Source organism: Pseudomonas sp. BF-R-01 (assembly GCF_019946615.1).
GTDB classification, from domain to species: Bacteria; Pseudomonadota; Gammaproteobacteria; order Pseudomonadales; family Pseudomonadaceae; genus Aquipseudomonas; species Aquipseudomonas migulae.
This window is the reverse complement of the sequence record NZ_JAGYFX010000004.1, coordinates 50,713-76,917: the sequence shown is the minus strand read 5'-3', so window position 1 is coordinate 76,917 and position 26,205 is coordinate 50,713. Positions and strand designations below refer to the sequence as shown.

General features: G+C 59.3%; 26 protein-coding genes. 15 read left to right on the top strand and 11 right to left on the bottom strand.

The features are described 5' to 3' along the window. Positions 1–59: 59 nt before the first annotated feature. The gene (locus tag KGB27_RS03345) at positions 60–641 is read left to right on the top strand and encodes a hypothetical protein (protein WP_177318171.1); all 582 of its coding nucleotides are present in this window, start codon (positions 60–62) and stop codon (positions 639–641) included. A gap of 203 nt (positions 642–844) precedes the next feature. On the opposite strand, the gene KGB27_RS03340 is transcribed toward KGB27_RS03345, so the two are convergent. Next, a complete protein-coding gene (locus KGB27_RS03340; protein ID WP_008038831.1) occupies positions 845–1,273 on the bottom strand; it encodes an Rrf2 family transcriptional regulator in 429 nt (142 codons plus the stop codon). Between the two features lie 141 nt (positions 1,274–1,414). Here KGB27_RS03340 and KGB27_RS03335 point away from each other — a divergent pair, with 141 nt between their 5' ends. Continuing rightward, a complete protein-coding gene (locus KGB27_RS03335; protein ID WP_223553186.1) occupies positions 1,415–2,302 on the top strand; it encodes an NAD(P)/FAD-dependent oxidoreductase in 888 nt (295 codons plus the stop codon). Between the two features lie 44 nt (positions 2,303–2,346). Here the strand turns inward: KGB27_RS03335 and KGB27_RS03330 are convergent, their stop codons facing one another. Beyond that, a complete protein-coding gene (locus tag KGB27_RS03330) occupies positions 2,347–3,303 on the bottom strand; it encodes an AraC family transcriptional regulator (RefSeq protein ID WP_008038834.1) in 957 nt (318 codons plus the stop codon). Positions 3,304–3,501: 198 nt separating this feature from the next. Between KGB27_RS03330 and KGB27_RS03325 the strand changes: the two genes are divergently transcribed. From KGB27_RS03325 to KGB27_RS03315, 3 genes are all read left to right on the top strand, one after another. Further along, positions 3,502–4,455 carry a diiron oxygenase gene (locus tag KGB27_RS03325; RefSeq protein WP_223553183.1) on the top strand — a complete coding sequence of 318 codons (954 nt, stop codon included), beginning with the start codon at positions 3,502–3,504 and terminating at the stop codon, positions 4,453–4,455. A gap of 72 nt (positions 4,456–4,527) precedes the next feature. Next, positions 4,528–4,950 (top strand): MAPEG family protein, encoded by a 423-nt coding sequence (locus KGB27_RS03320; RefSeq protein ID WP_192228253.1) that lies wholly within the window; start codon positions 4,528–4,530, stop codon positions 4,948–4,950. A gap of 182 nt (positions 4,951–5,132) precedes the next feature. Next, positions 5,133–5,588, top strand: coding sequence for a VOC family protein (locus KGB27_RS03315; RefSeq protein ID WP_223435618.1), 456 nt, complete (start codon positions 5,133–5,135; stop codon positions 5,586–5,588). A gap of 73 nt (positions 5,589–5,661) precedes the next feature. On the opposite strand, the gene map is transcribed toward KGB27_RS03315, so the two are convergent. After that, entirely contained in the window at positions 5,662–6,453 is a 792-nt protein-coding gene (gene map / locus KGB27_RS03310; protein WP_207284485.1) for a type I methionyl aminopeptidase, read from the bottom strand. Further along, entirely contained in the window at positions 6,450–6,716 is a 267-nt protein-coding gene (locus KGB27_RS03305; protein WP_008038842.1) for a ParD-like family protein, read from the bottom strand. The genes map and KGB27_RS03305 overlap by 4 nt, the downstream gene beginning before the upstream one ends. 296 nt (positions 6,717–7,012) lie before the next feature. Between KGB27_RS03305 and KGB27_RS03300 the strand changes: the two genes are divergently transcribed. Both KGB27_RS03300 and arsH read left to right on the top strand, forming a co-directional pair. Next, positions 7,013–7,483: an arsenate reductase ArsC gene (locus tag KGB27_RS03300; protein WP_008033448.1), complete on the top strand. Its 471-nt coding sequence runs from the start codon at positions 7,013–7,015 to the stop codon at positions 7,481–7,483. Between the two features lie 11 nt (positions 7,484–7,494). After that, positions 7,495–8,187 carry an arsenical resistance protein ArsH gene (gene arsH / locus KGB27_RS03295; protein WP_008038847.1) on the top strand — a complete coding sequence of 231 codons (693 nt, stop codon included), beginning with the start codon at positions 7,495–7,497 and terminating at the stop codon, positions 8,185–8,187. Positions 8,188–8,190: 3 nt separating this feature from the next. Here arsH and KGB27_RS03290 read toward each other — a convergent pair whose 3' ends face one another. After that, positions 8,191–8,619, bottom strand: coding sequence for an arsenate reductase ArsC (locus KGB27_RS03290; RefSeq protein WP_223481221.1), 429 nt, complete (start codon positions 8,617–8,619; stop codon positions 8,191–8,193). Between the two features lie 367 nt (positions 8,620–8,986). Next, entirely contained in the window at positions 8,987–9,448 is a 462-nt protein-coding gene (locus tag KGB27_RS03285; RefSeq protein ID WP_192228256.1) for a hypothetical protein, read from the bottom strand. 359 nt (positions 9,449–9,807) lie between these two features. Here KGB27_RS03285 and KGB27_RS03280 point away from each other — a divergent pair, with 359 nt between their 5' ends. The 6 genes from KGB27_RS03280 to KGB27_RS03255 all read left to right on the top strand — a co-directional run bounded on the left by KGB27_RS03280 (position 9,808) and on the right by KGB27_RS03255 (position 14,702). Beyond that, positions 9,808–10,548, top strand: coding sequence for a Mut7-C ubiquitin/RNAse domain-containing protein (locus KGB27_RS03280; RefSeq protein ID WP_223481198.1), 741 nt, complete (start codon positions 9,808–9,810; stop codon positions 10,546–10,548). A gap of 88 nt (positions 10,549–10,636) precedes the next feature. Next, entirely contained in the window at positions 10,637–10,804 is a 168-nt protein-coding gene (gene napE, locus KGB27_RS03275) for a periplasmic nitrate reductase, NapE protein (RefSeq protein WP_008038857.1), read from the top strand. A 33-nt stretch (positions 10,805–10,837) separates the two neighbouring features. Continuing rightward, positions 10,838–11,098, top strand: a complete 261-nt coding sequence (locus KGB27_RS03270) for a chaperone NapD (protein ID WP_008038861.1) — start codon at positions 10,838–10,840, stop codon at positions 11,096–11,098. After that, positions 11,095–13,599 carry a nitrate reductase catalytic subunit NapA gene (gene napA, locus KGB27_RS03265; protein WP_223553181.1) on the top strand — a complete coding sequence of 835 codons (2,505 nt, stop codon included), beginning with the start codon at positions 11,095–11,097 and terminating at the stop codon, positions 13,597–13,599. Before KGB27_RS03270 ends, napA begins: the two co-directional genes overlap by 4 nt. 11 nt (positions 13,600–13,610) lie before the next feature. Continuing rightward, positions 13,611–14,096 (top strand): nitrate reductase cytochrome c-type subunit, encoded by a 486-nt coding sequence (locus tag KGB27_RS03260; RefSeq protein ID WP_008038876.1) that lies wholly within the window; start codon positions 13,611–13,613, stop codon positions 14,094–14,096. Between the two features lie 9 nt (positions 14,097–14,105). Further along, a complete protein-coding gene (locus KGB27_RS03255) occupies positions 14,106–14,702 on the top strand; it encodes a cytochrome c3 family protein (protein WP_008038883.1) in 597 nt (198 codons plus the stop codon). A gap of 66 nt (positions 14,703–14,768) precedes the next feature. On the opposite strand, the gene KGB27_RS03250 is transcribed toward KGB27_RS03255, so the two are convergent. The 4 genes from KGB27_RS03250 to KGB27_RS03235 all read right to left on the bottom strand — a co-directional run bounded on the left by KGB27_RS03250 (position 14,769) and on the right by KGB27_RS03235 (position 21,053). Continuing rightward, on the bottom strand, positions 14,769–16,187 hold the full coding sequence (locus tag KGB27_RS03250; protein WP_223553179.1) for an efflux transporter outer membrane subunit: 1,419 nt from the start codon (positions 16,185–16,187) through the stop codon (positions 14,769–14,771). Further along, positions 16,184–19,378 carry an efflux RND transporter permease subunit gene (locus KGB27_RS03245; protein ID WP_223553176.1) on the bottom strand — a complete coding sequence of 1,065 codons (3,195 nt, stop codon included), beginning with the start codon at positions 19,376–19,378 and terminating at the stop codon, positions 16,184–16,186. The genes KGB27_RS03250 and KGB27_RS03245 overlap by 4 nt, the downstream gene beginning before the upstream one ends. Before the next feature lie 11 nt (positions 19,379–19,389). Continuing rightward, a complete protein-coding gene (gene mexE, locus KGB27_RS03240; RefSeq protein ID WP_223481201.1) occupies positions 19,390–20,634 on the bottom strand; it encodes a multidrug efflux RND transporter periplasmic adaptor subunit MexE in 1,245 nt (414 codons plus the stop codon). A 140-nt stretch (positions 20,635–20,774) separates the two neighbouring features. Next, positions 20,775–21,053: a LysR family transcriptional regulator gene (locus tag KGB27_RS03235; protein WP_008038901.1), complete on the bottom strand. Its 279-nt coding sequence runs from the start codon at positions 21,051–21,053 to the stop codon at positions 20,775–20,777. A gap of 172 nt (positions 21,054–21,225) precedes the next feature. On the opposite strand from KGB27_RS03235, the gene KGB27_RS03230 reads away from it, so the two are divergent. Next, a complete protein-coding gene (locus tag KGB27_RS03230) occupies positions 21,226–21,813 on the top strand; it encodes a TetR/AcrR family transcriptional regulator (protein WP_223553175.1) in 588 nt (195 codons plus the stop codon). 11 nt (positions 21,814–21,824) lie between these two features. Here KGB27_RS03230 and KGB27_RS03225 read toward each other — a convergent pair whose 3' ends face one another. After that, a complete protein-coding gene (locus KGB27_RS03225) occupies positions 21,825–24,848 on the bottom strand; it encodes an FAD-binding and (Fe-S)-binding domain-containing protein (RefSeq protein ID WP_223553172.1) in 3,024 nt (1,007 codons plus the stop codon). Positions 24,849–25,004: 156 nt separating this feature from the next. On the opposite strand from KGB27_RS03225, the gene KGB27_RS03220 reads away from it, so the two are divergent. Further along, positions 25,005–25,889: a LysR substrate-binding domain-containing protein gene (locus tag KGB27_RS03220; protein WP_223553170.1), complete on the top strand. Its 885-nt coding sequence runs from the start codon at positions 25,005–25,007 to the stop codon at positions 25,887–25,889. The last annotated feature ends 316 nt before the right edge of the window (positions 25,890–26,205 follow it).

The following is a 26,205-nucleotide window of genomic DNA, read 5'->3' as shown; positions in this document are numbered from 1 at the left end:
ACGACCAGTTTTCCACTGCTATGCTGATAAGACCTGTTTCTGCACTGGGGACGAGTAGCATGGCAGCACAAGGCAAGCATTCCCCATTCACGCTCAAGGTTATGGCCTGCTGGGCTGGGATTTTCCTTGTCGCTTGGGCTGTCATAAAGCTGCTCGACACTCACCTGGACCTGAGATTGTTGGCAGATAGCACGAGCTGGCCGCAACGTTTTTCGGATTGGCTTTCGCTGGAAACGCCAATGCCGAATTGGTCGCTGCTGATGATAATCGCGATTTTAATCAGCACTCTGTCTGCAGCGATTTACTACGCCCGCAACACTGATGGAGCTTACGACGAGCTACATGAGATAGAGCGAAAAGTTTACAAAATGAACAACCCTCAGTTCCCACGACTGACAGATAACCAAACGCTATTAATGGAAGCTTTGGCCTATCATGCAAATTTCAGGAAAGTTGCAAACCTGAACTCAATTTGCAAACTTGTCTCACTCAGCACAGCAGAAGTTGAAGCCGATCTAAAGCAACTTCAAGACAAACGCCTTATCAAACAAAAAGTGACACGGGGCACGTTTGGCGCCACCACTTTTGAACTTACCTTGGCAGGCAAGGATTATGCGTTAGAGCGTTTTCAGCTAACGTAGTACAGACAAAGTGGAGGTAGGCTGGAGGTGCTTTTTTGAGTAACGTAGTTCGCCCTCCAGGCGACATGACTCACCTTTTCACAAGATCAAGTGGCCCCATGTGGATAATGTCCAAGGATGTGATCTTTCCCTACTGGACCGTCACTTTCCGGCTAGAACCAAACATACAGCTACTTCCAGACGCCACTTTGTAGACCACAGGTTTACAGACGTTGGTAGCGCCGTTCGAAATCACTGGCCAACTGTTCAAGCGTGACGCTTCCCAAGCGATCTATAAGCAGTGCCTGCGCCGCATCAAACGCTTCGGTCAGCGCGGCATTCACCGCTTGCTCCACCAGGCATTCTGGATGGTCGGTCGACAGACCGATGGCGAAAAGCGAGGACGAGCCCAAGGCCTGATGGATGTTCAACAGTGTTATATCCGCTAACGGTTTCGCCAGCGTCCACCCCCCACGGTGCCCCTTTTCCGAGCGCACATACCCCCCGTCCTTGAGCAGCGCCATGGTCCGCCGGACCACCACCGGGTTGGTACCGAGCATCTGCGCGATGGTATCGGACGTGGCGGGCTGTTCGTGGCGAGCCATGTGGATCAGCACGTGCAGCATGCGGGACAAGCGAGTGTCATTTCTCATGGATGGCAGCTTCCTGAAATTGCGTGTGCCGAGTATCGCTCGACACAGCATAAGTTACGAGACTATTGACACCCCGACATCACGTAACTTACGTTGTATCTAGAGTTTTCGAGCAGGTCGAAGACCCAGGGAGACTGATCAATGGTTTATGACGTGATCATCGTTGGCGGCAGCTATTCCGGTATTTCCGCAGGCTTGCAACTGGCACGGGCGCGCCGAAAGGTGTTGGTGATCGATGCAGGTCAGCGCCGTAATCGGTTTGCTCACAATTCACATGGATTTCTTGGGCAGGACGGTCGTGATCCCGGCACGATAGCCAGCGAGGCACGTGCCCAGTTGCTGGCCTATCCAACAGTCGAGTGGCTTTCGCAACCCGCCGTCCATGCAAAGACGGGCGATGGTGGATTTGTGATAACAGCCGCGAACGGGGAGCAATTCGCAGCGAGGCGTCTGATCCTGGCCACAGGGGTGGTGGATGAGTTGCCTGCGGTTCCCGGGCTGTCAGAGCGCTGGGGGCAGCGAGTGTTTCATTGTCCGTATTGCCATGGATATGAACTGTACGGCGGGCAGATTGGAGTTTTGGCGGCGTCGACAGTTGCCATCCACCAATCGCTAATGTTGCCCGACTGGGGGCCAACGACACTCTTCCTCAACGAGGTATTCGAGCCTGATGCCGAGCAGTTGGCGAAGCTGGCCAGGCGTGGGGTTGCGGTGGAGCGCGAACCTGTCTTGTCGGTTGGCGGGGAACAAGCCGATGTGACACTGGCCAGCGGTCGTGTGATCAAATTTGCAGGGCTGTTCACTCAGCCTCTCACGCGTATGGGCAGCCCGCTGGCAGCGCTGCTTGGTTGCGAGTTTGAAGCCGGGCCGACGGGAGAGTTCATCAAGGTCGATGCGATGCGCGAAACCAGTGTACCCGGCGTGTTTGCCTGCGGGGATGCAGCAATAGCCGCAGGCAATGTGGCCGTCGCAGTGGGTGACGGCGCACGCACGGGCGGCGCGGCACACCAGTCGCTGATCTTTCGCTGAATACGGGTAGCAAGCGGATGAAGCGCGCCCGTCGCCCTCCGTTCTCAAGCCGATTGCCTGCGCCAGGTGCCGGGTGATGTGCCGAACTGGCGTTTGAATGCGCGACTGAACGCGGCTTCGGATTCGTAGCCCACTGCAAAGCCGATTTGCGCCACATTGCCGCGACCTTCGCGCAGGTGTTGAGCCGCCACGTGCATGCGCCAGAGCGTCAGGTATTGCATCGGTGGCTGGCCGACCAATGCCGTGAATCGTTCCGCGAAAACCGAGCGCGACATGCCCACTTCAAGCGCCAGGGCTTCTGCCGTCCAGCCCTCGGTTGGGCGAGCATGAAGCAGCGCCAATGCGCGCCCGATATGCGGATCCCGCAAACCCGCCAGCCACCCGCGCCGTTCAGCGGGGAGGCTCGCGACATACTGGCTGACGGCTTCGACGAAGAGCAATTCCGATAGCTTGGCGATGACCGTTGTCGAGCCGACGCGCCCCGCCGCGATCTCGCTGACAGCAAACCGGAATGAGCTTTCAATCCAGGCTCCCGAAGCCGTCGCGCGCACGTCCAGTTTCAATAAGGATGGCAGCGACGAGAGCAACGGACTGAAAGGGGTTTCAGTGCCGAGGAACCCACACAATAACTGCGTGACCTCGCCGCCTCCGCCGCACTTGATACGTGAAATGCCGCCGACTTCCGGCGGCTGAATAACGTCGCGCGCCGACATGGGATCAACGCTCAGGTCGCTGCCAAACGTATGAACGTCATTGCGCGGAAGCAGAATGAGTTCGCCTGCCCGCACGTCGAGGGTGGCTTCACCGGCGATTTTCAATTGCATGTGCCCCGCAGCGACAAAATGCGACGCAATGACATGTCGAGGGGCCGCCAGGAACGGTTTGCAATCGTCCGCAGAGATTTTTCCGCTGAGGCACCAGGGCGCAGTGAATTCCGCCTCGAGGAAGACTCCTCCAGAGAGCCGAATGACACGCAAGACATCAGAAAGCGCATCCAGCAATTGCCAGCCCTCCTTTCCGGAGTCCGGAGCATGTAATCAGGCGCACCGGTCATTCTGCGCCTGAACGGCGAGGCCTAGATTAGCACCAACGCGGACTCAGTGATCAGGACGCCCCCCAGAGGTTTCACTCATGGTCACAGGCTCCGACGTTAACCGTAATGGCCCCCTTCCAGTTCGACCAGGAAGCAGGAGATCGATATGAACACCGTCGCAACCTTACCCGACGCAGATTCGGGCAACGCCGCCCGTTATGCTCAACTCGTCAGGTCCTCGAAAAAAGCCGAATGGCAGATCGATCGCGATTTGCTCCAGGACCGCCGCTTCGACTTCTCGCGCAAATTCTTGCCCGACGGACTCTCGCGGATCGACCGCCTGACCTTTCTCACCCTGGAAGAGGCGCGCCTGCTCAGCCAGATTCAGGGCCGAACCTATGCGTATATCTTTGGCCTGGTCGAGCGTTTCATCAGTGCCAAAATGCTCGATCAAGGTCGGGCCCATGTCTTTGACGATCAGCTCGCGCTTGAAGCGCTGGTGCGATTTTCCAATGACGAGATCAAGCATCAGGAGCTGTTCCGGCGCATAGAAACGATGATGGATGCGCAATTGCCGGCGGGATATCGCCAAGTGGCCGATCCAAACGATGTGGCGCGTGCGGTACTGGCGGCCAGCACCTGGTCGGTGCTGGCGCTGACCTGTCATATCGAGCTGTTTGTTCAAACGCATTACGCAAAAAGCATCGCCCCGCGCGAGGAGTTGTGCCCGCTCTTCAAGGATGTCTTCAAATTTCACTGGAAGGATGAAAGCCGGCACGTCGTACTCGATGAGCTGGAATGGAAAGCGGAGCATGCGAAACTTTCGCCAGTCGAGCGCGACCAGGCAGTGAACGATCTGATTGCGCTGGTGGCAGCCGTCGATGCAATCCTGCAGGCGCAATCGGCATCCGATGCCAACTACTTCATTCGCAATGTTCCACGCTCGTTCAGTGTTGACGAGACCGCGCAAATCAATGCCTCCGTGCTGGGCGCCTACCGCTGGCAATACATTATCTCGGGCGTGCAGCATCCACACTTTGGCCAACTGCTTGCGCGCATGACAACACCCGCGCAGATGTCCAGGATTCAGACCGCATTGGCTCCCATCATGAGCAACTGATCTACAGGGTGCGGCCGACCTCGCGTCGGTCGCGCGGATGTGCAATGACGTGCTGGATTGAGGATGGCAGCCATGACGATACCGATGTGGATGTTGCTTGGATTCGCGACCTGGACTTTGCTGCTGTTGATGGCAACCGTCGGGGTGTATCGCTGGGTCAGAATCCTGTTCTCGAATGTTCCGATTGCCTCCTTCCGAAGCGATCAGCCCGATGGCGAGGATTGGTATCGGCGCGGAACTCGAGCGCATGCGAACTGTGTGGAGAACCTGCCGGTCTTTGGCGCCATCGTGTTCGTGATTTCAGCCCTTGGTATCAACACACCCGCCGTTGACTACTTGTCCATGCTCGTCCTGATCGCTCGTGTGTGCCAGTCTCTGGTTCACGTATCTCATGTGCAGACAAACAGGTTCGTGGCGGTTCGGTTTACCTTCTTTTGCGTTCAGTTGGTCTGTTTCCTTGCGCTCATTGTGATAGCCGCGAGTTACGGCGCATGAGTAAGGGATGAAGTGCTTGCTTGCCGCAAACGTCGAGGGCAATGCGTTGCCGCTCTCGGCAAGCATGCGGCACGGCCCCATCTCAGCGACGCTGTTCGGCTCGCAAACAAACCCCATGTAACCCCTTCTGATCCTGAGGGTGACGTCGTTATCATGGACGCCGGTTTGACAGGAGAAATGCAATGGAACTGAAGTTCAGTCACGTCGATGTACTGGTCACGAATCTCGAAGAAGCCTGTGCTTACTACGCACAGACACTGAAGGCCAGGATCTCGAAAACGCTCGTCTGGGAACGCGGTGGCCTGCACGTGCGCTACGCGATTGCGTTGATCGGTCAGGAGCGTTTCATGCTCGTGCAACCGTTGACGGGGAACCTGAAGGAACTCCTGGATTCTTCGGGTGAAGGCATGATTTATCGCCACTGCTACTCCACGCCGGACATCGAGCAGGCCTATGACGAATTGATCGCCACGGGTGTTCAGCCAGAAGACGAAAACGGCAAACCCCTCGCCCGCGCGAACCTGCAATCCCCGTCCGGGGCCCGCATCATCTGGTTGCCCAAACGCTTCGGGCACTTCTCCATCGAGATATTGGAAGACAAGGCGCTGGAAGCATTTATCGAGGAGGCGTTTGCCTGAAAGAGGCCGGGGTGAATGTTCGCCATCGGCCTGCCGCCACCGCACAAATGCCAAAGGCCCGTCCAGGGCCGGGTTATCGGATAGCCGGGAACTCTTCGACGCTGTCAGGCCAGGCAGATAGAACCTCAAAGCCATCGTCAGTGACCGCCACCATGTGCTCCCACTGGGCCGAAAGGGAGTGATCCTTGGTGACAACTGTCCAGCCGTCCGCCAGGGTTTTCACGTGACGCTTACCCGCGTTCAACATGGGCTCAATGGTGAAAATCATGCCCGCTTTCAACTGCAATCCCTGGCCGGGATAGCCGTAATGGAGGATCTGCGGCTCATCGTGATAGACCTTGCCAATACCGTGACCGCAGTATTCGCGCACAACACTGAATCCATCCCTTTCGGCGACCGACTGAATGGCATAACCGATATCGCCCAGCGTGGCACCGGGGCGAACGACTCGAATACCGGCGCACAGCGCTTCGTAGGTGGTCTTGACCAAATGCCGAGCCTGCGGACTGGGTTCACCCACGTAATACATTCGACTGGTGTCGCCATACCAACCGTCCTTTTTGACAGCGACGTCGATATTCACAATGTCGCCATCCTTCAGGACAGTGGCCGAAGGCAGGCCATGGCAGACCACCTGATTGACGGACGTCAGCACGGTTTTCGGGTAGCCGAGATACCCGATATTCCCCGCAATGGCCTTTTGCACATTGACGATGTAGTCGTGACAGCGCTGATCGAGCTCGTCGGTGGTGACACCCGCTTTCACATAAGGCCCAATCATGGCCAGCACCTCGGCCGCCAGCGTTGCAGCGGCACGCGAGCTGGCGATGTCTGCCCGGGTATTGATGCGCACGTTCGCCCTCATTTCCTGGCTCCGATGGCTGCATGAACCTGTGGGCCTTGCGAACTTTCTTCGAGGGCGCAGAGCTTCTTCAAATCAAGACCGCCTTGCAGTTCTGCACGAATCAACATGCGGCAAATGTCGCTGTGATCCAGGTCGGGGTGTAATTCGGCAAGCATCCCGATACGCATCCAGTGCTCGGCCTGAGCGTTGATCGAACGGCTCAACGCGTCGCTGGCGACGCGCAGATGTTCATGCATGTCTTCAGAAATTTTTACGATGCCCATCAGTTTCACTATATGAAATGGATATGGAACGTATATTAGTCGGTTTGGGCGCTAAATCAAATGCACGTTATGGCAATGAGGAAGGAATACTGATGGATCTGATCGATCCGCCTGCAAAGGTAGTAATGATTTGGGCGAATGAGTCAGCCCTACGGACTCTGCAGCGGCCTCGTTCTCAAAGACCGCACTCCTGCAACGCCCCATGCCAGGCAATGAATTGACAATCAGACAGCATTTGACCACCCCATATGGAAAAACGTATATTCGATTAACCATATGTACTCAGAGAAGTCACCATGCGCGTTTTGTTCATGTGCACCGCCAATAGCTGCCGCAGCATCCTCTCCGAAGCGATGTTCAATCATCTCGCGCCGCAAGGTTTTCAGGCAGTCAGTGCCGGCAGCTTCCCCAAGGGCCAGGTTCTGCCGCGCAGTCTTGTGACGCTGCAAGAAGCCGGCATCGCGATTGACGGTTTGAGCAGTAAAGGCAACGACGCCTTCGAAGCCAACCCACCGGACATTGTCATCACCGTCTGCGACAAGGCTGCCGGCGAGGCGTGTCCGGTTTACTTCGGGCCGGCGCTGAAGGCTCATTGGGGATTGGAAGATCCATCCGAGGTGAAGGGCGACGAAGCGGTCGTGACCGCGGCCTTCCACTCGACCCTGGCGCGCATCGAAACACGCTGCCGGGCCTTCCTCGCCCTGCCCTTCGGCGAACTTGACCGGGATGCGTTGAAGCGCGAACTCGATCGCATCAGCACCCTGTAACCGGAGCCCTCATGTCCCACGAACTGCCCAATCTCGACGCCTCCCTGATTCAATCCATTGCCGGTGACGACATCCCGCACAAGCCACGAATCCTGCTGTTGTACGGATCGACCCGACCGCGTTCATTCAGCCGTCTGCTGATCGAAGAAGCCGCCCGATTACTCGAACATTTCGGTGCAGAAACGCGAATCTTCAATCCATCCGGTCTTCCTCTGCCGGACGATGCACCGACCGATCACCCGAAAGTCCAGGAACTGCTCGAACTGATGCAATGGTCGGAAGGACAGGTCTGGTGTTCGCCTGAACGTCACGGCTCGATGTCGGCCGTGTTCAAGGCGCAGATAGACTGGGTGCCGCTCGCGCTAGGCGCCATTCGCCCGACCCAGGGCAAAACCCTCGCGGTCATGCAAGTCAGTGGTGGCTCTCAGTCGTTTAACGTGGTGAATCAACTGCGTGTGCTGGGGCGCTGGATGCGGATGTTCACCATCCCCAACCAGTCTTCCGTGCCGAAGGCTTATCTGGAATTCGACGAAGACAACCGCATGAAACCGTCCGCGCTTTATGACCGGGTGGTGGACGTCATGGAGGAACTGGTGAAGTTCACCCTGTTGCTGCGGGAGCGCCCGGACCTGGTTGACCGTTACTCGGAACGCAAGGAGTCGGCAGAGGAACTGACCCGGCGGGTGAATCAGCGGTCGATTTGAACATCAAGCATGAGCGCTTGAATGCCTCATTTTGACAGTGACGAACATTTTGACGCGGTCGTGAATTTCCTGGAGAGCATGTCGAAAAGGTTCATGCCGTTCACTGCTCGCCGGATCCTCAAAATTCCACGTCATCACTTCGTCAGAGATCGGCATCTTGCCCGCCTCTTCCGATGATTTGTCACACAGCGTGATGACATAGTCGAACTGCTGGCCTTCAAACTCGCTGATTGATTTGCTGCGCAAGCCGGTTGCGTCGACGCCGATATGTTCCAGCGACTCAAGCGTTCGCGGATCGACTTCACTGGCTTCCAGCCCCGCGCTGAAGGCTTCAAAGTGTTCGGAGTCGGTATGTTTCAGGAGAGACTCCGCCATCAATGAACGAATGTCATTTTTAGCGCAGACGAACAGCACCCGGGATTTTTCGGTCATGAGCAACGCCCCCTCTTTCAAGACAGTGAACGGAACATCGGTGCTGTTATTAGAGCAGTGATTGCGCCGAAGGGAAGTCCTGACCGATGGGGAGCACGTGAAATAAAGTGCGGATTGAAGAATTGTCACGAGGCTGTCATTTATCTTAAGTAATACTGACTTCAACCCGTTGCGGGCTCTTTCAATGGCTGCCATTTTTGGCAGCTTTTTTTGCCTGCCGCTTTTGCCGTCTCAAACATCAATTAATCCCCGCGACCCTGCCTCCCCCCAGCGCTTTATAGATCGCAACAAATAAACACCGATGTGGCGAGATAGAGAAAACCCTATCTCGCCACACCGATGTCGTTGTAGTCGGCAGCCCCCACTATCAGCCCTGCGCTTTGCTCATTTTGGTGAACAGCTCGGTTGGCACTTTCTTGCCGTTGGAGGTGAACTGGTTGGTGCGGAATTTGTAGACCTCGCCTTCGGAAAGGAAACCGTCGTTGTTGGTGTCCATCGCCTTGAACTCTTCAGCACCCTTTGGGGCCACGGTCAGCAATTCTTTCAGGGAAACGCGGCCGTCGTGGTCGGTGTCGGTACGGGCGAAGGAAGCATCGCCACATTTGCCTTCACCGCACTTGCCTTCACCGGCCTTGGTGACTTTGGCGCCGGTTTCGCTGGCGCCGCACTTGCCTTCGCCACACTTGCCTTCACTGGTCTTTTCCGCCGCGGCGAGTTGGTAGCCTTGAGGCAGTGCGTCAGCGGCGAAGGCAGACGAAGCGAGGTTCATGCAGCCGACCAGTGAAACAGCGATCAGGCCAATACGGGATTTGTTCGAAAGACGGGACATGGTTATTTCTCCGGATACTGTGTGCGGTGAGGCCGCTCAGGGTCATGCCGCCAGGGCTATAAGCCGTGGTGCGAGGTGCGTTTGCTTTCTCGCTAAGGCCAGGCTATTTGACTGCAACCGTGTATCCCGGATGTATCCGGATCGAGGGGCATTTGTACGCCAGCATCTTTACAGCGGGTCTGGATACACAGCGATACATTTGGCCCACTGTTTTTTATCCTGGCGGCCTCGAAGCCCCCTGAACAAATCGACATCAAACCTATCCCTGAGCAATTCCAACACGATCGTAGTCGGGGCCCCGCCGCAGAAGGTGTCCGGGCCAGACTCGCTCATCCTGCAGCCCTGCCATACTGTTCATCATGGCCAGTGCAACCTTCCGCTTCTACGAGGAGCTCAACGATTTCCTGCCGGCCGAACGACGGCGGCAGTCATTCACCTGCAAGTGCGCGCGAGGGGCAACGGTCAAGCACATGATCGAGGCGCTCGGGATACCGCACACGGAGGTCGAACTGGTGTTGCTCAACGGCGAGTCGGTGGGTTTCGAGCGGGTGATCTTCGATGATGACCGGTTGGCGGTGTATCCCAAGTTCGAAACGCTGGACATCAGCCCGCTGTTAAAGGTTCGGGCTCAACCTTTACGGGTGCTGCGCTTCGTCGCGGATGCGCACCTGGGCGGGCTGGCCAACCTGCTGCGCATGAGCGGCTTCGACACCCTCTACGACAATGGCTTCGAGGATGGCGAGATCGCTGAGATCGCTGCGCAGCAAGGACGTATCGTGCTGACCCGTGACCGCGAACTGCTCAAGCGGCGGATCATCAGCCATGGCTGTTACGTGCACGCCCTGAAACCGTCGCTGCAGCTGCGCGAATTGTACGAGCGCCTCGACCTGGCGCGTAGCGCGCGGCCATTCAGCCTGTGCCTTCATTGCAACCTGCCGCTGCACGAGATCAGCCCGGAACTGGCCCGGCCGCAGGTGCCGCCACGCGTTGGCGCGCTCTATTCGCACTTCCTGCGCTGCGACGCCTGCCAACGGGTTTACTGGGAGGGTTCGCACTGGCGCAGCATGTGTGCACTGCTGGCACCTCTGCTGGACCGATAGTTAACCATTGGTCGAGAAAAACTCAGGGCAGAAGTCCTCCCCTTAACTACTGATCTAGTATCAACGCAAGTTTCGGCAGGAGATTCTCATGTCGTTGGCTGAAGAACAAAAACCGCAGCGTCGCAAAGAAGCCCGGCTGTTTGTCTTTCTTGTCGTCTGCCTTTTTCCGCTGCTGTCGGTCGCGATAGTGGGCGGCTATGGCTTCCTCATCTGGTTTTTCCAAATGCTCTACGGCCCGCCCGGACCACCTAACTGATAGTTCTCTTTCAGAGCCTGTTGGAGTCAGCGCATGGACGAAACTCTGCATATAGCCAGCCTGGTGGTACTTGCCCGACCTGAACTATTCGACGCCGTCAAAGCCAACTTGCGTCTATTGGACGGCCTGGAATTACATCACGAAAGTGCCGCCGGAAAACTGGTGGTCGTGCTTGAGGCCAGCCACGAAAATCAGATCCTGCAACGTATCGAGCAAATCAACAATCTGCCGGGTGTGCTCAACGCCGCGTTGATCTATCACGAACTCCTAGAGCCCACAGGAGACACCGAATGAGCATGTCCCGCCGAGAGTTCGTCAAGGCCCAGGCCGCGGCCATCGCAGCCGCCGCCGCTGGCCTGCCGATTGCCACCTCCGCCAGTAACCTGATTACCGAAGCGGACATGGTCACCCTGGACTGGAACAAGGCGCCCTGCCGTTTCTGCGGCACCGGGTGCAGCGTGATGGTCGCGACCCGCGACAACCGGGTGGTCGCCACCCATGGCGACGTCAAGGCCGAGGTCAATCGCGGACTCAACTGCGTGAAGGGCTATTTTCTCTCCAAAATCATGTACGGCGTGGACCGCCTGACCCAGCCTCTGCTGCGCATGACCAACGGCCAGTTCGACAAACAGGGCGAATTCCAGCCGATCAGCTGGGACCAGGCCTTCGACATCATGGAAGAAAAGTTCAAGCAAGCCCTGAAGAACAAAGGTCCGGAATCGATCGGCATGTTCGGTTCCGGGCAATGGACGGTTTGGGAAGGTTACGCAGCCAACAAATTGATGAAAGCCGGTTTTCGCAGCAACAACATCGACCCCAATGCCCGCCATTGCATGGCCTCGGCGGTGATGGGTTTCATGCGCACTTTTGGCGCGGATGAACCGATGGGCTGCTACGACGACATCGAAGCCACCGACGCCTTTGTGCTGTGGGGCTCGAACATGGCGGAGATGCACCCGATTCTATGGAGCCGGGTCACCGACCGGCGCCTGAGCCAGCCGCATGTGAAAGTCGCGGTGCTGTCGACCTTCGAGCATCGTAGCTTCGAACTGGCCGATATTCCCATGGTATTCACGCCGCAATCCGACCTGCTGATCCTCAATTACATTGCCAACCACATCATTGAAAACGGTAAGGTCGATAAGGATTTCATCAGCAAGCACACGCGCTTCGCCAAAGGCGCCGATGACATCGGCTACGGTTTGCGTCCCGACGACCCACGGGAAAAACAGGCGAAGAATGCCGACAAGGCCAATACCTGGACCGACATGTCCTTCGAGCAGTTCGCCGCGTTCGTCAAACCCTACACCCTGGAACGTACCGCGAAAGAGTCCGGCGTGGCCCCGGAACGCCTCAAGGCCCTGGCTGAACTTTATGCGGACCCCGAACGCAAGGTCGTGTCGTTCTGGACCATGGGTTTCAACCAACACACGCGCGGGGTGTGGGCCAACAACCTGATCTATAACATCCACCTGCTCACCGGCAAGATCAGCGAGCCGGGCAACAGCCCATTCTCGTTGACCGGCCAGCCGTCGGCCTGTGGCACTGCGCGGGAGGTCGGCACCTTCTCCCACCGCTTGCCCGCCGACATGGTAGTGACCAACCCCAAGCACCGCGCCACCGCAGAACAGATCTGGAAACTGCCGGCCGGCACCATCCAGGAGAAAGTCGGTTTTCACGCGGTGCAACAGAGCCGCATGCTCAAGGACGGCGTCCTCAACGTGTATTGGACCCAGGCCAGCAACAACATGCACGCTGGGCCGAACATCATGCAGGAAGTCTTGCCTGGCTGGCGCAACCCGGAAAACTTCGTCATCGTCTCGGACGTTTACCCCACCGTTTCCGCCCAGGCCGCCGACCTTATCCTGCCCAGCGCCATGTGGGTGGAAAAGGAAGGTGCCTTTGGCAATGCCGAACGTCGCACGCAGTTCTGGCATCAATTGGTCAGCGCACCGGGAGACGCCAAATCGGACTTGTGGCAGCTGATGGAGTTTTCCAAACGCTTCACCACCGACGAAACCTGGCCCGCCGAGTTGCTGGCCAAATCGCCGCAATACAAAGGCAAAACCCTATTCGAGGTTCTATTCAAGAACGGTCAGGTCGACCAGTTTCCCGTCGAGCAAATCGAGGCCGGCTACAAGAACGACGAAGCCAAGGCCTTTGGTTTCTATGCGCAAAAAGGCTTGTTCGAAGAGTACGCCCGGTTCGGTCGTGGCCACGGCCATGACCTGGCGCCCTTCGACCTTTACCACAGCGAACGTGGCCTGCGCTGGCCGGTGGTCGACGGCAAGGAGACCCGCTGGCGTTATCGCGAGGGCCTCGATCCTTACGTGGAGGCCGGCAGCGAAGTGCAGTTCTATGGCTACCCGGACAAGAAGGCGATCATCTTCGCCCTGCCCTACGAACCACCGGCCGAAATCCCGGATGCTGACTACCCGTTCTGGCTGAGCACCGGCCGGGTCCTCGAACACTGGCATACGGGCAGCATGACCCAGCGAGTCGAGGAGTTGTACAGAGCGGTGCCGGACGCCCTGGTGTACATGCATCCGGAGGACGCCAAGGCCTTGAAGGCACGGCGTGGCAGTGAAGTGAAGCTGATCAGCCGCCGCGGTGAAATCCGCGCGCGTATCGAAACCCGCGGGCGCAACAAACCACCCCGCGGCCTGGTGTTCGTACCGTTTTTCGATGCCAACAAGTTGATCAACAAGGTCACGCTCGACGCCACCGACCCGATCTCCAAGCAGACCGACTACAAGAAATGCGCCATCCGCATCGAGTTGATCAGCGCGGCTTGAGGAGAACCGTCATGACTTTTCGAATCCTGCCCCTGGTACTGCTTGCCGCAATGGGCATGGTGCTCGCCGCCGAGGTCGATTACCCGCTGGATGCCCCCGGCCCCGACGGTCGCCGCCCCGGCGGCACCCTCACCCGGAGCATGCCCGCGCCACCGATTGCCAACGATGAAAACAAGGACCTGAAGCGCGAGCGCAACTATCCTGACCAGCCGCCGACCATTCCCCACAGCATTCGCGGGTACCAGATCGACAAGAACGGCAACAAATGCCTGACGTGCCACAGCCGGGCCAATAGCGCGCGCACCCAGGCGACGATGATCAGCATCACCCACTACATGGACCGCGACGGTCAGGCGCTGGCGGCAGTCTCGCCCCGGCGCTACTTCTGTACTCAGTGCCACGTGCCGCAAAAAGAGGTACTGCCGCTGGTGGGCAACACCTTTGAAACCATCGACAAAATCCTGCAAGACGATGCCAACGCTGCGCAAAAACCTTGAGGAGGCGCCATGAAAGCACTGTTCGCCCTGCTTAAGGATTATTGGGGCATCCTCTGTCGACCCAGCGTTTACTTCAGCCTGGGGTTTCTGACACTGGGCGGCTTTATCGCCGGGATCATTTTCTGGGGCGGTTTCAACACAGCGCTGGAGCTGACCAACACCGAGAAGTTCTGCATTTCCTGCCACGAGATGCGCGACAACGTCTATGTCGAGTTGCAGGACACCATTCACTACACCAACCGTTCCGGTGTGCGCGCCAGTTGCCCGGACTGCCACGTCCCCCATGAGTGGACGCACAAGATCGCGCGCAAGATGCAGGCGTCGAAGGAAGTCTGGGGCAAGCTGTTCGGCACCATCGACACCCGCGACAAATTCCTCACCTTGCGCCGTGAACTGGCGGAACATGAATGGGCCAGGCTCAAGGCCAACGACTCGCGCGAATGTCGCAACTGCCACAACTTTGAGTTCATGGACTTTACCCGCCAGGGCAAACGCGCTGCGGCCATGCACTCCACCGCATTGGCCAAGGGCGAGGCCACTTGCATCGACTGCCACAAGGGTATTGCGCACAAGTTGCCCGATATGAGTGGCGTGAAAGGATGGTGATGCATCCGAAATATCCGACCGGCCGCCCCACACCGTCAGCGTAGGGCGACAGATCTCACACCAGCATCAGTTCGTTGCTACCACTTTTTTGCCGCCACTGTCCCACCCTCCTCCCAACGCCTTATAGATCGCGACGATGCCCCGGTACTGATCAGTCTCACCCAACGCCTGCGCATCCTCGGCGTTCAGGCGTTCACGCTGCGCATCCAGCAACACCAGATAATCCACCGTGCCTTCCTTGTACTGGATCGCCGCCAGGTCTGCCGCAGCTCGGCTGGACTCGCTTTGCCGGATCAACGACAGCAACCGCTGCTGGCGTTTGCCGTAGTCGCTGAAGGCGTTTTCCGACTCTTCCAGCGCCAGCAGCACTTGCTGTTCGTAGGTAGCCAAGGCGCCTTCGGCATTCGCGTCGGCACCCCGGATGCGCGCTCGCACACTGCCCAGGTCAAAAGCTGCCCAGGTAATGCTCGGTCCCAATCCCCAGGCTCTGGCGGCACTGGAACCAATCTGCGATCCACGGCCAGCGGTGAAACCGAGGAAGCCGCTCAAGCTCACTCTCGGGAACAGGTCGGCGGTGGCCACGCCGATTTCCGCCGTGGAGGACGCCAGCCTGCGCTCGGCGGCGAGCACATCGGGACGCCGGCGCAGCAGCTCGGCGGGATCACCGATCGGCAACGCTTTGGCGATGGCGGGTAACTGCGCAGGGCTCAACGACACGCTCAACGTATCCGGGCGTTCACCCAACAGCGTGGCGATGCGGTTTTCCTGCCGTACCTGTTCCGCTTGCAGTTGCGGAACCGTCGCCTCGACAGCCGCCAAACGTGCGTCAGCACGCACCACGTCGAGCTCATTGCCCACGCCGGCATCGCGCAGGCTGACCGTCACGCTGCGCGAATCCTGCTGATTCTTCAGGTTGGCCAGGGCAATTTTTTCCCGCAACTGCGCGCCGCGCAATTGGCCGTAGGCATCCACCAGCTCGGCGATCATTGTCACGCGAAGCTGAAACAAGTCTGCGGCGGCAGCGTCTTCCTGGGCGCTGCTGGATTCCAGTTGACGCTGGATCCGGCCGAACAGATCGACTTCCCAAGCCATGTCGAGGCCCAGGTCGTAGCGCTCGATATTGACGCGGCTTTCGGTCAGGCCAGGCACTTGCGACTTGCCATGCTGGCTGCTGACGCGGCTGGTGACGACCGGCAAATTGTCATTGCTGACATCATCACGAATAGCCCGGGCCGCTTTCCAGCGGGCAAACGCGACGCGCAAGTCGCGGTTGCCCTCCAGGGATTTGCTCACCAACTGATTGAGCGTGGGGTCATCAAACTGTTGCCACCACACCGTTTCAAATCGCGATTGATCGTAGGCACTGCCTTGGGCAGACACGACGTTGGCGGGCGCGGTGTCCGGCGTTTTGTAGTCGGGACCTACCGTGCAGGCGCCGAGCGCGACGACCAGGAGGCTGGGTAAAAAAAGCTTCAAGGTGTTCATGAATGTGCCTCCTGATTGAGCACGTTTGCCTGATGAGCCTTGGTGACCTTGTGCGCGTTTTTGCGCTCGATGTAGCGACGAATCAGCACGAAGAACACCGGCGTCAGCAGCAACCCGAAGAAGGTCACGCCGAGCATTCCGGAGAACACCGCGACGCCCATCGCACGGCGCATTTCCGAGCCGGCACCCGTGGACGTCACCAGCGGAATCACCCCCATGATGAACGCGAAGGACGTCATCAGAATCGGCCGCAGACGCATGCGGCAAGCGTCCAGCACCGCATCCAGCGGCGACATGCCCTGGTCCTGTTTATCCTTGGCGAACTCGACGATCAGGATCGCGTTTTTGCAGGCCAGGCCGACCAACACGATCAGGCCGATCTGGGTGAAGATGTTGTTGTCGCCCTTGGAAATGATCACCCCGGCAATCGCCGACAGCAGGGTCATCGGCACGATCAGGATCACCGCCAATGGCAGGCTCCAGCTTTCATACAGCGCCGCCAGCACCAGGAACGCCAACAGCACGCAGAGCGGGAACACCAGAAGCGCCGTGTTGCCCGACAGGATTTGCTGGTAGGTCAGGTCGGTCCACTCGTACGTCATGCCGTTGGGCAACTCTTCCTTGAGCAACTTTTCAATCGCGGCTTGTGCCTGTCCGGAGCTGTAGCCGGGGGCGGCGCTGCCGTTGATTTCTGCGGTGAGGAAACCGTTGTAGTGCGAGACCCGGTCAGGGCCTGACGTCGGGCTGACCTTGACGAACGTGGCCAGCGGGATCATTTCGCCGCGATCATTGCGCACCTTCAACTGACCGATCTGTTCCGGCTCCTGGCGGAACTGCTGCTCGGCCTGCACGTTGACCTGATAGGTCCGGCCAAAACGGTTGAAGTCGTTGGCGTACAGCGAGCCCAGGTAGACCTGCAAGGTGTCGAAAATATCGTTGATCTTCACCCCGTGAGTCTTGGCTTTCTCCCGGTCAATGGCGGCTTCGACCTGCGGCACGTTGACGGTGTAGCTGGTGAACAGGTTGGCCAGCTCCGGCGTGCTACGGCTCTTGGCGATGATGTTCATCGTCTCTTTGTACAGCTCGTCGTAGCCCAGGTTGCCACGGTCTTCGATCTGCAGACGGAAGCCACCGATGGTGCCCAGGCCTTGTACCGGCGGTGGCGGGAACACGGCGATGTAGGCGTCCTGAATGCCGCCGAACTTGCCGTTGAGCGAAGCGGAAATCGCCTTGGCAGACAGGCTCGGGTCTTTACGCTCTTCGAACGAACTCAAGCCGATGAACGCAATACCGGCGTTCGGGCTGTTGGTGAAACCGTTGATTGAAAGGCCCGGGAATGCCACGGCACTGTCGAAACCCGGCTCGTTCATGGCGATGGTGCTCATGCGACGGATCACCGACTCGGTGCGGTCGAGACTCGCGGCGTCCGGCAATTGCGCGAAGGTCACCAGGTACTTTTTGTCCTGGGTCGGCACGAAGCCGGTCGGCGTGGTGCTGAAACCCATCCAGGTCATGGCGATCAGACCGGCGTACACCAACAACGCCACGCTGCTGCCACGAATGACTTTGGCCACGGCAACCATGTAGCCGTGACTGGCCTTTTCGAAGAAACGGTTGAACGGTTTGAACAGCCAGCCACCGAGCAAACGATCCAGCACTCTGGAGAACCGGTCTTTCGGTGCGCCATGGGCCTTGAGCAACACCGCCGCCAACGCCGGCGACAAGGTCAGGGAGTTGAACGCCGAGATCACCGTGGAAATCGCAATGGTCAACGCGAACTGCTTATAGAACTGCCCTGTCAGCCCGGAGATGAACGCAGCTGGCACGAACACCGCGCACAGCACCAGCGCCGTGGCGATGATCGGCCCGGTCACTTCGCCCATGGCTTTCTTGGTCGCCTCGACCGGTTCCAGTCCGGATTCAATGTTTCGTTCGACGTTCTCCACCACCACAATGGCATCGTCGACCACGATCCCGATGGCGAGTACCAGGCCAAACAGCGACAGCGCGTTGAGCGAAAAACCGAGCAGATGCATCACGGCAAACGTACCGATCAGCGACACGGGCACGGCCACCAAAGGAATGATCGAAGCGCGCCAGGTTTGCAGGAACAGGATAACGACCAGCACCACGAGAATCAGTGCTTCGAACAGCGTGTGCACCACCGCCTCAATCGAGCTGCGGACGAAAATCGTCGGGTCGTAGACGATCTCGTAATCCATGCCTTCCGGGAAGTTCTTCTTCAGCTCGGCCATCTTCGCCCGAACCTGGTCGGAGACGTCGATGGCGTTGGAACCTGGCCGCTGGAAGATCGGCATCGCCACCGCTTCCTGGTTGTTGAGCAAGGCGCGCAAGGCGTACTGGTTGGAACCCAGTTCGATCCGGGCAATGTCCTTCAGGCGCGTGATTTCGCCGTTCGGACCACTGCGCACGATCACGTTTTCAAACTCTTCCTCGCTGACCAACCGCCCCTGGGAGTTGATCGACATCTGGAAGCTGGTGGCATTCGGCGCGGGCGGCGAACCCAGTTGCCCGGCGGCGACTTGACGGTTCTGTTCACGCACCGCTGTGACCACATCAGTGGCAGTCAGATTACGCGAGGCGGTTTTGTCCGGATCGAGCCAGATACGCAGCGAGTAATCGCCGATGCCGAACATCTTAACATCGCCGATCCCTTCCAGGCGCGACAGCTCGTCCTTGACGTTGAGGATCGCGTAGTTGGACAGGTAGAGCATGTCGTAGCGTTTGTCCGGCGACACCAAGTGCACCAGCAACGTCAGCTCGGGAGACGCCTTGTCGACGGTGATACCGATACGCGTCACTTCCTCGGGCAGCTTGGGCTCGGTACGGGTCACACGGTTCTGCACCTGGACCTGGGCGTTGTCCAGATCGGTGCCCAACGCGAAGGTCACGGTCAGGGTGAGCCGGCCGTCAGCCGTGGATTGCGAGGACATGTACAGCATGTTCTCGACGCCGGTGATGGCTTGCTCCAAAGGGGCTGCCACGGTTTCGCCGATGACTTTCGGGTTGGCGCCCGGGTAGTTGGCGTGAACGACGACGGTCGGTGGAACCACTTCCGGATATTCACTGATCGGCAACTGGAACAGCGAGATCGCGCCGGCGATCAGGATCAGCAGCGACAGCACCGCCGCGAAGATCGGCCGCGTGATAAAGAACTGGGAGAACTTCATGTCGGTGCTCCTTATCCGCGAGGCGCAGCGGCAGAATCCGCTTTCACCAGGGCAGGTGATTTAGCGGCAGCCGGCTGATTGGAGGCTTCGATGGCCTGACGCTGGCGAGCCAGTGTGGCGACGGTTTCCGGGCTGGCCATCGGCGCATCCTGCGGGTCGATCACTGCGCCGGGCCGCACGCGCTGCAAGCCGTTGATCACGATGCGATCTTCTTTCTGCAAGCCGCTGCGCACGATGCGCAAGCCTTCCAGCTTCGGCCCCAGATCGACGCTGCGATACACGGCTTTGTTGTCCTGATCGACCACCAGCACGAATTTTTTGCCGAGGTCGGTGCCCACCGCTTCGTCCTTGATCAACAGGCCGGGATAGGCGGCGCTGCCCACCAGTTTCAACCGGGCGTACAGGCCGGGGGTGTATTGACCGTCTGCGTTGTCGAACACCGCGCGACCACGGATGGTGCCGGTTTTCGGATTGACCTGGTTGTCGACGAAGTTCATCTGCCCGAGGTGGCTGTTGCCCTCCTCGTTCGACAGGCCCATGTACACCGGCGTGGCTTGACCGCGCTGGCCCTGGCGGGAAAGCAGGCTGTACTTGAGGAACATGCGCTCGTCCGCATCGAAATAGGCGTAGACCTTGTCCGTGGAGACCACGCTGGTCAGCGCTGTAGTGTCGGCGGTCACGATGTTGCCGGCGGTGATTTCCGCACGGCTGACGCGGCCGGTGATCGGCGCGGTAACGCGGGTGAAACTGAGGTTCAAACGCGCCAGATCCAGCTGCGCCTGAATGGCATCGACACCGGCCCTGGCCTCTTGCGCCGTGGTCGTGCGGGTGTCGGCGAGCTCTGCGGAGATCGCGTTGCTGCTCAATAGACGTTGGCCGCGCTGTGCTTCGTTGCCGGTGCGGACCAGGGTGGCGCGTGCCTGTTGCAGCTGCGCCTCGATGCGATGCACCTCATGTTCGAACGGCCGTGGATCAATCTGGAACAGCAAGTCGCCCTTCTTCACCAGCGCGCCATCGGTAAAGGCAACACGTTCGATTTGGCCCGACACCCGTGGACGAACCTCGACGGTTTCCGGTGCTTCCAGGCGAGCGGTGACTTCATCCCACTCGGTAATGGGCTGCTCGAGCACTTTGGCGACGGTAACGTGCGGCGCCCCCGGAGCCTGTGCGGCGCTGGGTGTGCGTTCACACGCGGTAAGCATCAGCAGCGCCAACGCAGCCAGGGGATAACGCAAAGGTTTGAGTGACTGTTCCATGGGGGGTGTCCGCCAGACGGTTTGGGATTTTGCGGATTCTCGGCCTCGCGCGAGGTCACGACGAATCGAACGGAGTGAAGTTGGCTATCATCATTAATGATAGCCGTCATGTTTAAGAGCAAAAAAAGGGGGCGACCCGGTTAACCCCTCTTGTGAGCGATTGCCGAACACACGCAATCCAGCGCCGGCCCCAGCGTCTGCGCCGCACTCAATGCCCGTGGGGTGGGCACCATTCGGCGACCGATGCGCTCGAACAAAGGGTCGTTGAACAACTTGCGCAAACGCACCAGCGCCGCGCTGATGGCGGGCTGGCCCAGCGACAGTTTCTCAGCGGTGCGGGTGAGGTTTCGCTCCTGAATCAGCGTGTCGAATACCACCAGCAGATTCAGATCGATACTGTGCAGATCATTACGTTTCATGGGGCAGGTCCACGTAGAGATTTTTGACTTGAGCCACAGGCGGGGAATCCGCCAGACTTGAGTCGATACCGGAAAAGCCATTGCAGCAACTTTATATGACGAGCATCATCAATACCAGTCTCTCAGCACAGCTTTTCCCAAGCGATGCCGACCTGGCGACAGGAGCAGTCTCATGAAAGTCACGAAAGACCAGGCCGCCGCGAACAAAGAGGCGATCCTCACGGCCGCGTCCCGGCTGTATCGGGAAAAGGGAATCGACGGCATCGGCATTGGTGAACTGTCGCGCTCCGTGGGCCTGACCCATGGCGGCTTTTACGGACAGTTTCCGGGCGGCAAGGAGCAGTTGGCTTCAGAAGCCGTCACCCGCACGTTCGAGTCCAATATCCAGGACTGGCGGGACGCCAAATCCATTCCCGAGCTCATCAAGGGTTACCTGACGCAAGGGCACCTGGATAACTGGACCGAGGGCTGCCCCATCCCGGCATTGGGCGCTGACGTTGCCCGCGCCGGCGGGACCGTCAGCAACTCCTTCACCAAAGGCGTCGAGCGTTTGATCGACACGTTGATGGCGCTGGTCGAAGGGGAAAGTCACGAGGAGAAATACCAGGAATCGCTGCGCATCCTGTCATCGATCGCCGGGGCGATGCTGATTGCCAGGGCGCTGGACAACCCTGAGTTGTCCGGACAGTTCCTGCAATCGGTGATCAGTGCCTGGCCTGCTGCTCCCGAGAAAGAAGAGCAGGCAGGCGTTCCGGACTGACGCCCTACTCTTCACTCAACGAGCACATGCTCCAACACCACCTCCAGCGGGTGACGCAATTGCTTGCTGGCCAGGCGCTTGACCTGGCTGCGGCACGAATAGCCCGTCGCCAGCGCTTCACCCGCCTTGTCCAGCTTGCCCGCCCATGACTGCTCGAAAATAGTCCGTGAGGTCTCTTGGTTACGCGCTTCGTGGCCATAGGTGCCCGACATGCCGCAACAGCCGGTTGCCTCGGTCACCAGCTTCAGCCCAAGCCTGGCAAACACGGCTTCCCATTGCGAGGTGCTGGCCGGGACGTTGGTCTTCTCGGTGCAGTGCGCCATCAAACGGAACGTCTGATCAGCGTGACGGGACCTTTCAGGCAACACATCAACCAGCCATTCCTGGGGCAGCAAGACTTTCGGGCAGCCGTCGAGGCCCGGCACTTTCTGATATTCCTGGCGATAGACCAGCGTCATCGCCGGGTCCAGGCCAACCAACGGCACGCCACAGTCGGCCAGGGCCTTGAGCTGATTGGCGTTGCGGATCGCCGCTTTGGCGAATGCACCGAGGAAACCCTGCACGTGCAAAGGCTTGCCGTTGGCACTGTAGGGCGCCAGAAACACGCGGTAGCCCAACTGATGCGCCAACTGGATATAGCTCGCCAACAGCGGTGTTTCAAAGTAGCGGGTGAAGGCGTCCTGCACCAACACCACGCTTCGCTCACGTTGTGCGGCAGTCAGTTCGCGCAGGGCGGGCACGCTGGCGACAGCGACTTTGCAGCGGGTCAACGTGTTCTGCAGGTCGAAGCGGTGGATCAGCGGACTGTCGAGCATGCCGACGTGTCGCTCCAGCAAACGACTCACCCAATTCGAACCCATCACCGCGTTGTACAGGCCCGGCGCGTAGGCCATGTAGGGAATGGTGAACTCCAGCGAGCCGATCAGATAATCGCGCATCGGGCGTTGATAGCGACCGTGATACAGCTCGAGAAAACGCGAGCGGAATTCCGGGACATTGACCTTGACCGGGCATTGTCCCGCGCAGGATTTACAGGCCAGGCAGCCGGCCATGGCGTCGTACACTTCATGGGAGAAATCCGCCTCGCCGCGCGAGCGCGCCAGGTTGTTGCGCAGCCGCGCCGGCAACCCGCTCAACCACGACAATTTGCCCCGGGCCGCTTGCAACACATCAATGTTGGCCGCCCCTTGCAGGCGCAACCACTCGCGAATCAAAGACGCCCTGCCCTTCGGCGAATGCTGGCGTTCCCGGGTGGCTTTCCACGAGGGGCACATCGCATCGTTGGGGTCATAGTTGTAGCAAGCGCCGTTGCCGTTGCAGTGCACGGCGCTGCCGAAGCTCTGCCACACGCGCTCGTCAATTTGCCGATCCAGATCACCGCGCAGCGTCACTTCGTTGACCTTGAGCAAGCCTTGGGCAGCATCCGGCGGGGTGCAGATTTTGCCGGGGTTGAGCTGATTGTGCGGGTCGAACGCGCCCTTGAGCGATTGCAGCGCCGGATACAGTTCGCCAAAGAAATCGGGGACGTATTCCGAGCGCAAACCCTTGCCATGCTCGCCCCACAGCAGCCCGCCATAACGCCGGGTCAACTCGGCCACGGCATCGGAAATCGGCTTGACCAGCGCGGCCTGCTTCGGGTCTTTCATGTCCAGCGCCGGACGCACATGCAACACGCCGGCATCGACGTGGCCGAACATGCCGTAGGCCAGGCCATGGCTGTCGAGCAATGCGCGGAACTCGGTGATGTAGTCGGCGAGTTTCTCAGGCGGTACGGCGGTGTCTTCAACAAACGGCTGTGGGCGGACCTCGCCTTCGACGTTGCCCAATAACCCGACGGAGCGTTTACGCATGGTGTAGACACGGGTCACCGCTTCAGCACCTTCGGCCAGCGTGTGGCCCAGCCGTTCGATCGTCGTATCGGCCTGCAAATGCGTCACGAACGACGCCACGCGAGTGTTCACCTCCGACAGGTCTTCGCCGCTAAATTCAACCAGGTTGATACCCAGCGTCGGGCGCTCGGCATCCGCCGGGAAATACTCGGCGACGCTGTGCCAGACGATGTCTTTCATCGCCAGCAGCAACACTTTGGAGTCCACGGTTTCGATGGACAGCGGCTTGTGCGCCAGCAATGCATTGGCATCGCGCAGCGCATCCATGAAGCTGCTGTAACGCACGTTCACCAGCACCGAATACTTGGGAATCGGCAGCACGTTGAGCTTGGCTTCGACGAGGTAACTCAACGAACCTTCCGCACCGCACAGCACGCTATTGAGGTTGAAACGCCCCTGCTCGTCGCGCAGGTGCGCCAGGTCGTAACCGGTCAGGCAGCGATTGAGTTTGGGGAACACCGCCTCGATCAGCTCGGCCTGGGTTTCCTGGATCTGCCGTGCGGTGCGGTACACCTCGCCGATACGGCCGGGTTGCGCACACGCAACGTCCAGCTGTACATCGGACAAAGGCTGGCTGTGCAGGCGCTCACCGCCGAGCAGTACGCTGTGCAGTTCCAGCACGTGATCGCGGGTCTTGCCATAGGTGCAACTGCCCTGGCCGCTGGCGTCCGTGTTGATCATGCCGCCAACGGTGGCCCGGTTGGACGTCGACAGCTCCGGGGCGAAAAACAATCCATGAGGTTTGAGCGCGGCATTGAGCTGGTCTTTGACCACGCCCGCCTGCACCCGCACCCAACGTTCGGCGACGTTGATTTCGAGGATGGTGTTCATGTGTCGCGACAGGTCAACCACGATGCCGTCGGTCAACGACTGGCCGTTGGTGCCGGTGCCGCCGCCACGTGGGGTCAGCTTGATCTGGCGAAAGCGCGGTTCGGCCATCAATGTTGCGATGCGCACGATGTCGTCTGCATCCAGTGGGAACACCGCCGCTTGCGGCAGACGCTGGTAAATCGAGTTATCGGTCGCCAGCACGGTGCGGGTGGCATAGTCGGCACTGAGCTGACCGCGGAAACCGGCGGCACGCAAGGCCTGGAGGAATTCCGGGTACTGTGCGGCGGGTGCAGCGGTAGGCAACTGGGCGATCATCGCTGGAAAATCTCTTGTAGGTCTAATCACGGAAATCAAAATACTTGTCGCCTGAGCATTAATAGGTCAGCCTCAGGTCGTCGGCTGAGCCAATGATCCTGCAGGTTCCGACGCCGAACAAACGGATAATCCTGCCGCTATCGATGACTTTTACGAATGAATTACCGCCATCTCACCCCGTCCATGTCCTTGCTGCTGGCTTTTGAAGCCGCCGCCCGGCATGAAAGCTATACCCGCGCCGCGCTGGAGCTGTCACTGACCCAAAGCGCCGTCAGCCGGCAAGTCCAGGCGCTGGAGCAGCAACTGGGCCTGACGCTGTTTCGTCGCGAAGGTCGGCAGGTGCAATTGACCGACGTCGGTCGTCTTTACCAGCGGGAAATGAGCGACGCGCTCGGGCGCATCCGCAGCGCCACATTGCAGGCGCTGGCTTATCAGTCAGGCAGCGGCACCTTGCGCCTGGCCACATTGCCCACGTTCGGTTCGAAATGGTTATTGCCGCGCCTTCACGACTTCTACAAAACCCATCCCGGCATGCTGGTGCACATCAACTCCCGGATCGAAGCCATCGACTTCGAAACCAGTGGCATCGATGCCGCAATCGTCGTCGGCACGGCCGACTCGCCGGGCCTGATCAGCCATCGCCTGCACACGGAAGAATTGATGGTGATCATTTCTCCAGAAGCGGCCGAGGCCCATGACGCCTGGACCCCGGAACGCATTGGCGGGCAGACGCTGCTCAACGTCGCGAACAACGCCAACGTCTGGGGCGAGTGGTTCAGCCACCACGGCCTGCCCCATCGAATGATGCGGCTGGGGCCGAGTTTCGAACTCACTTCACACTTGATCCAGGCCGTGAGAGCGGGCATTGGTATCGGTCTGGTGCCGCGCATCCTGGTGACCGACGAGCTGGCCAACGGCGAGCTGATCAGCCTGGACCAACCCTTGGCCAGCCAGCGCAGTTACTACCTGACCTACCCACCGCGCAACGAAAGGCTGCCTTCGCTGATCGCGTTCCGTACCTGGTTGCTGGCGCAGATATGACGACGTCCGCCGATGCACCGCGTCGTCTGCATCGCCAGCAAGCCGGCTCCTACAGTGCAGCGGCGCACACAAGACCCAGCCTCACCCAATCCCTGTAGGAGCCGGCTTGCCGGCGATCCGGGCAACCCGGTGTGCCAGACAAACCGCCATCGCTGGCAAGCCAGCTCCTACAAGGCAGGCGTCGCTCACCCGATCAATGAACACCCCAATCCCGTAGGAGCCGGCTTGCTGGCGATCCGGGCAACCCGGTGTGCCAGACAAACCGCCATCGCTGGCAAGCCAGCTCCTACAAGGTATGCGTCGTTCACCCGATCAA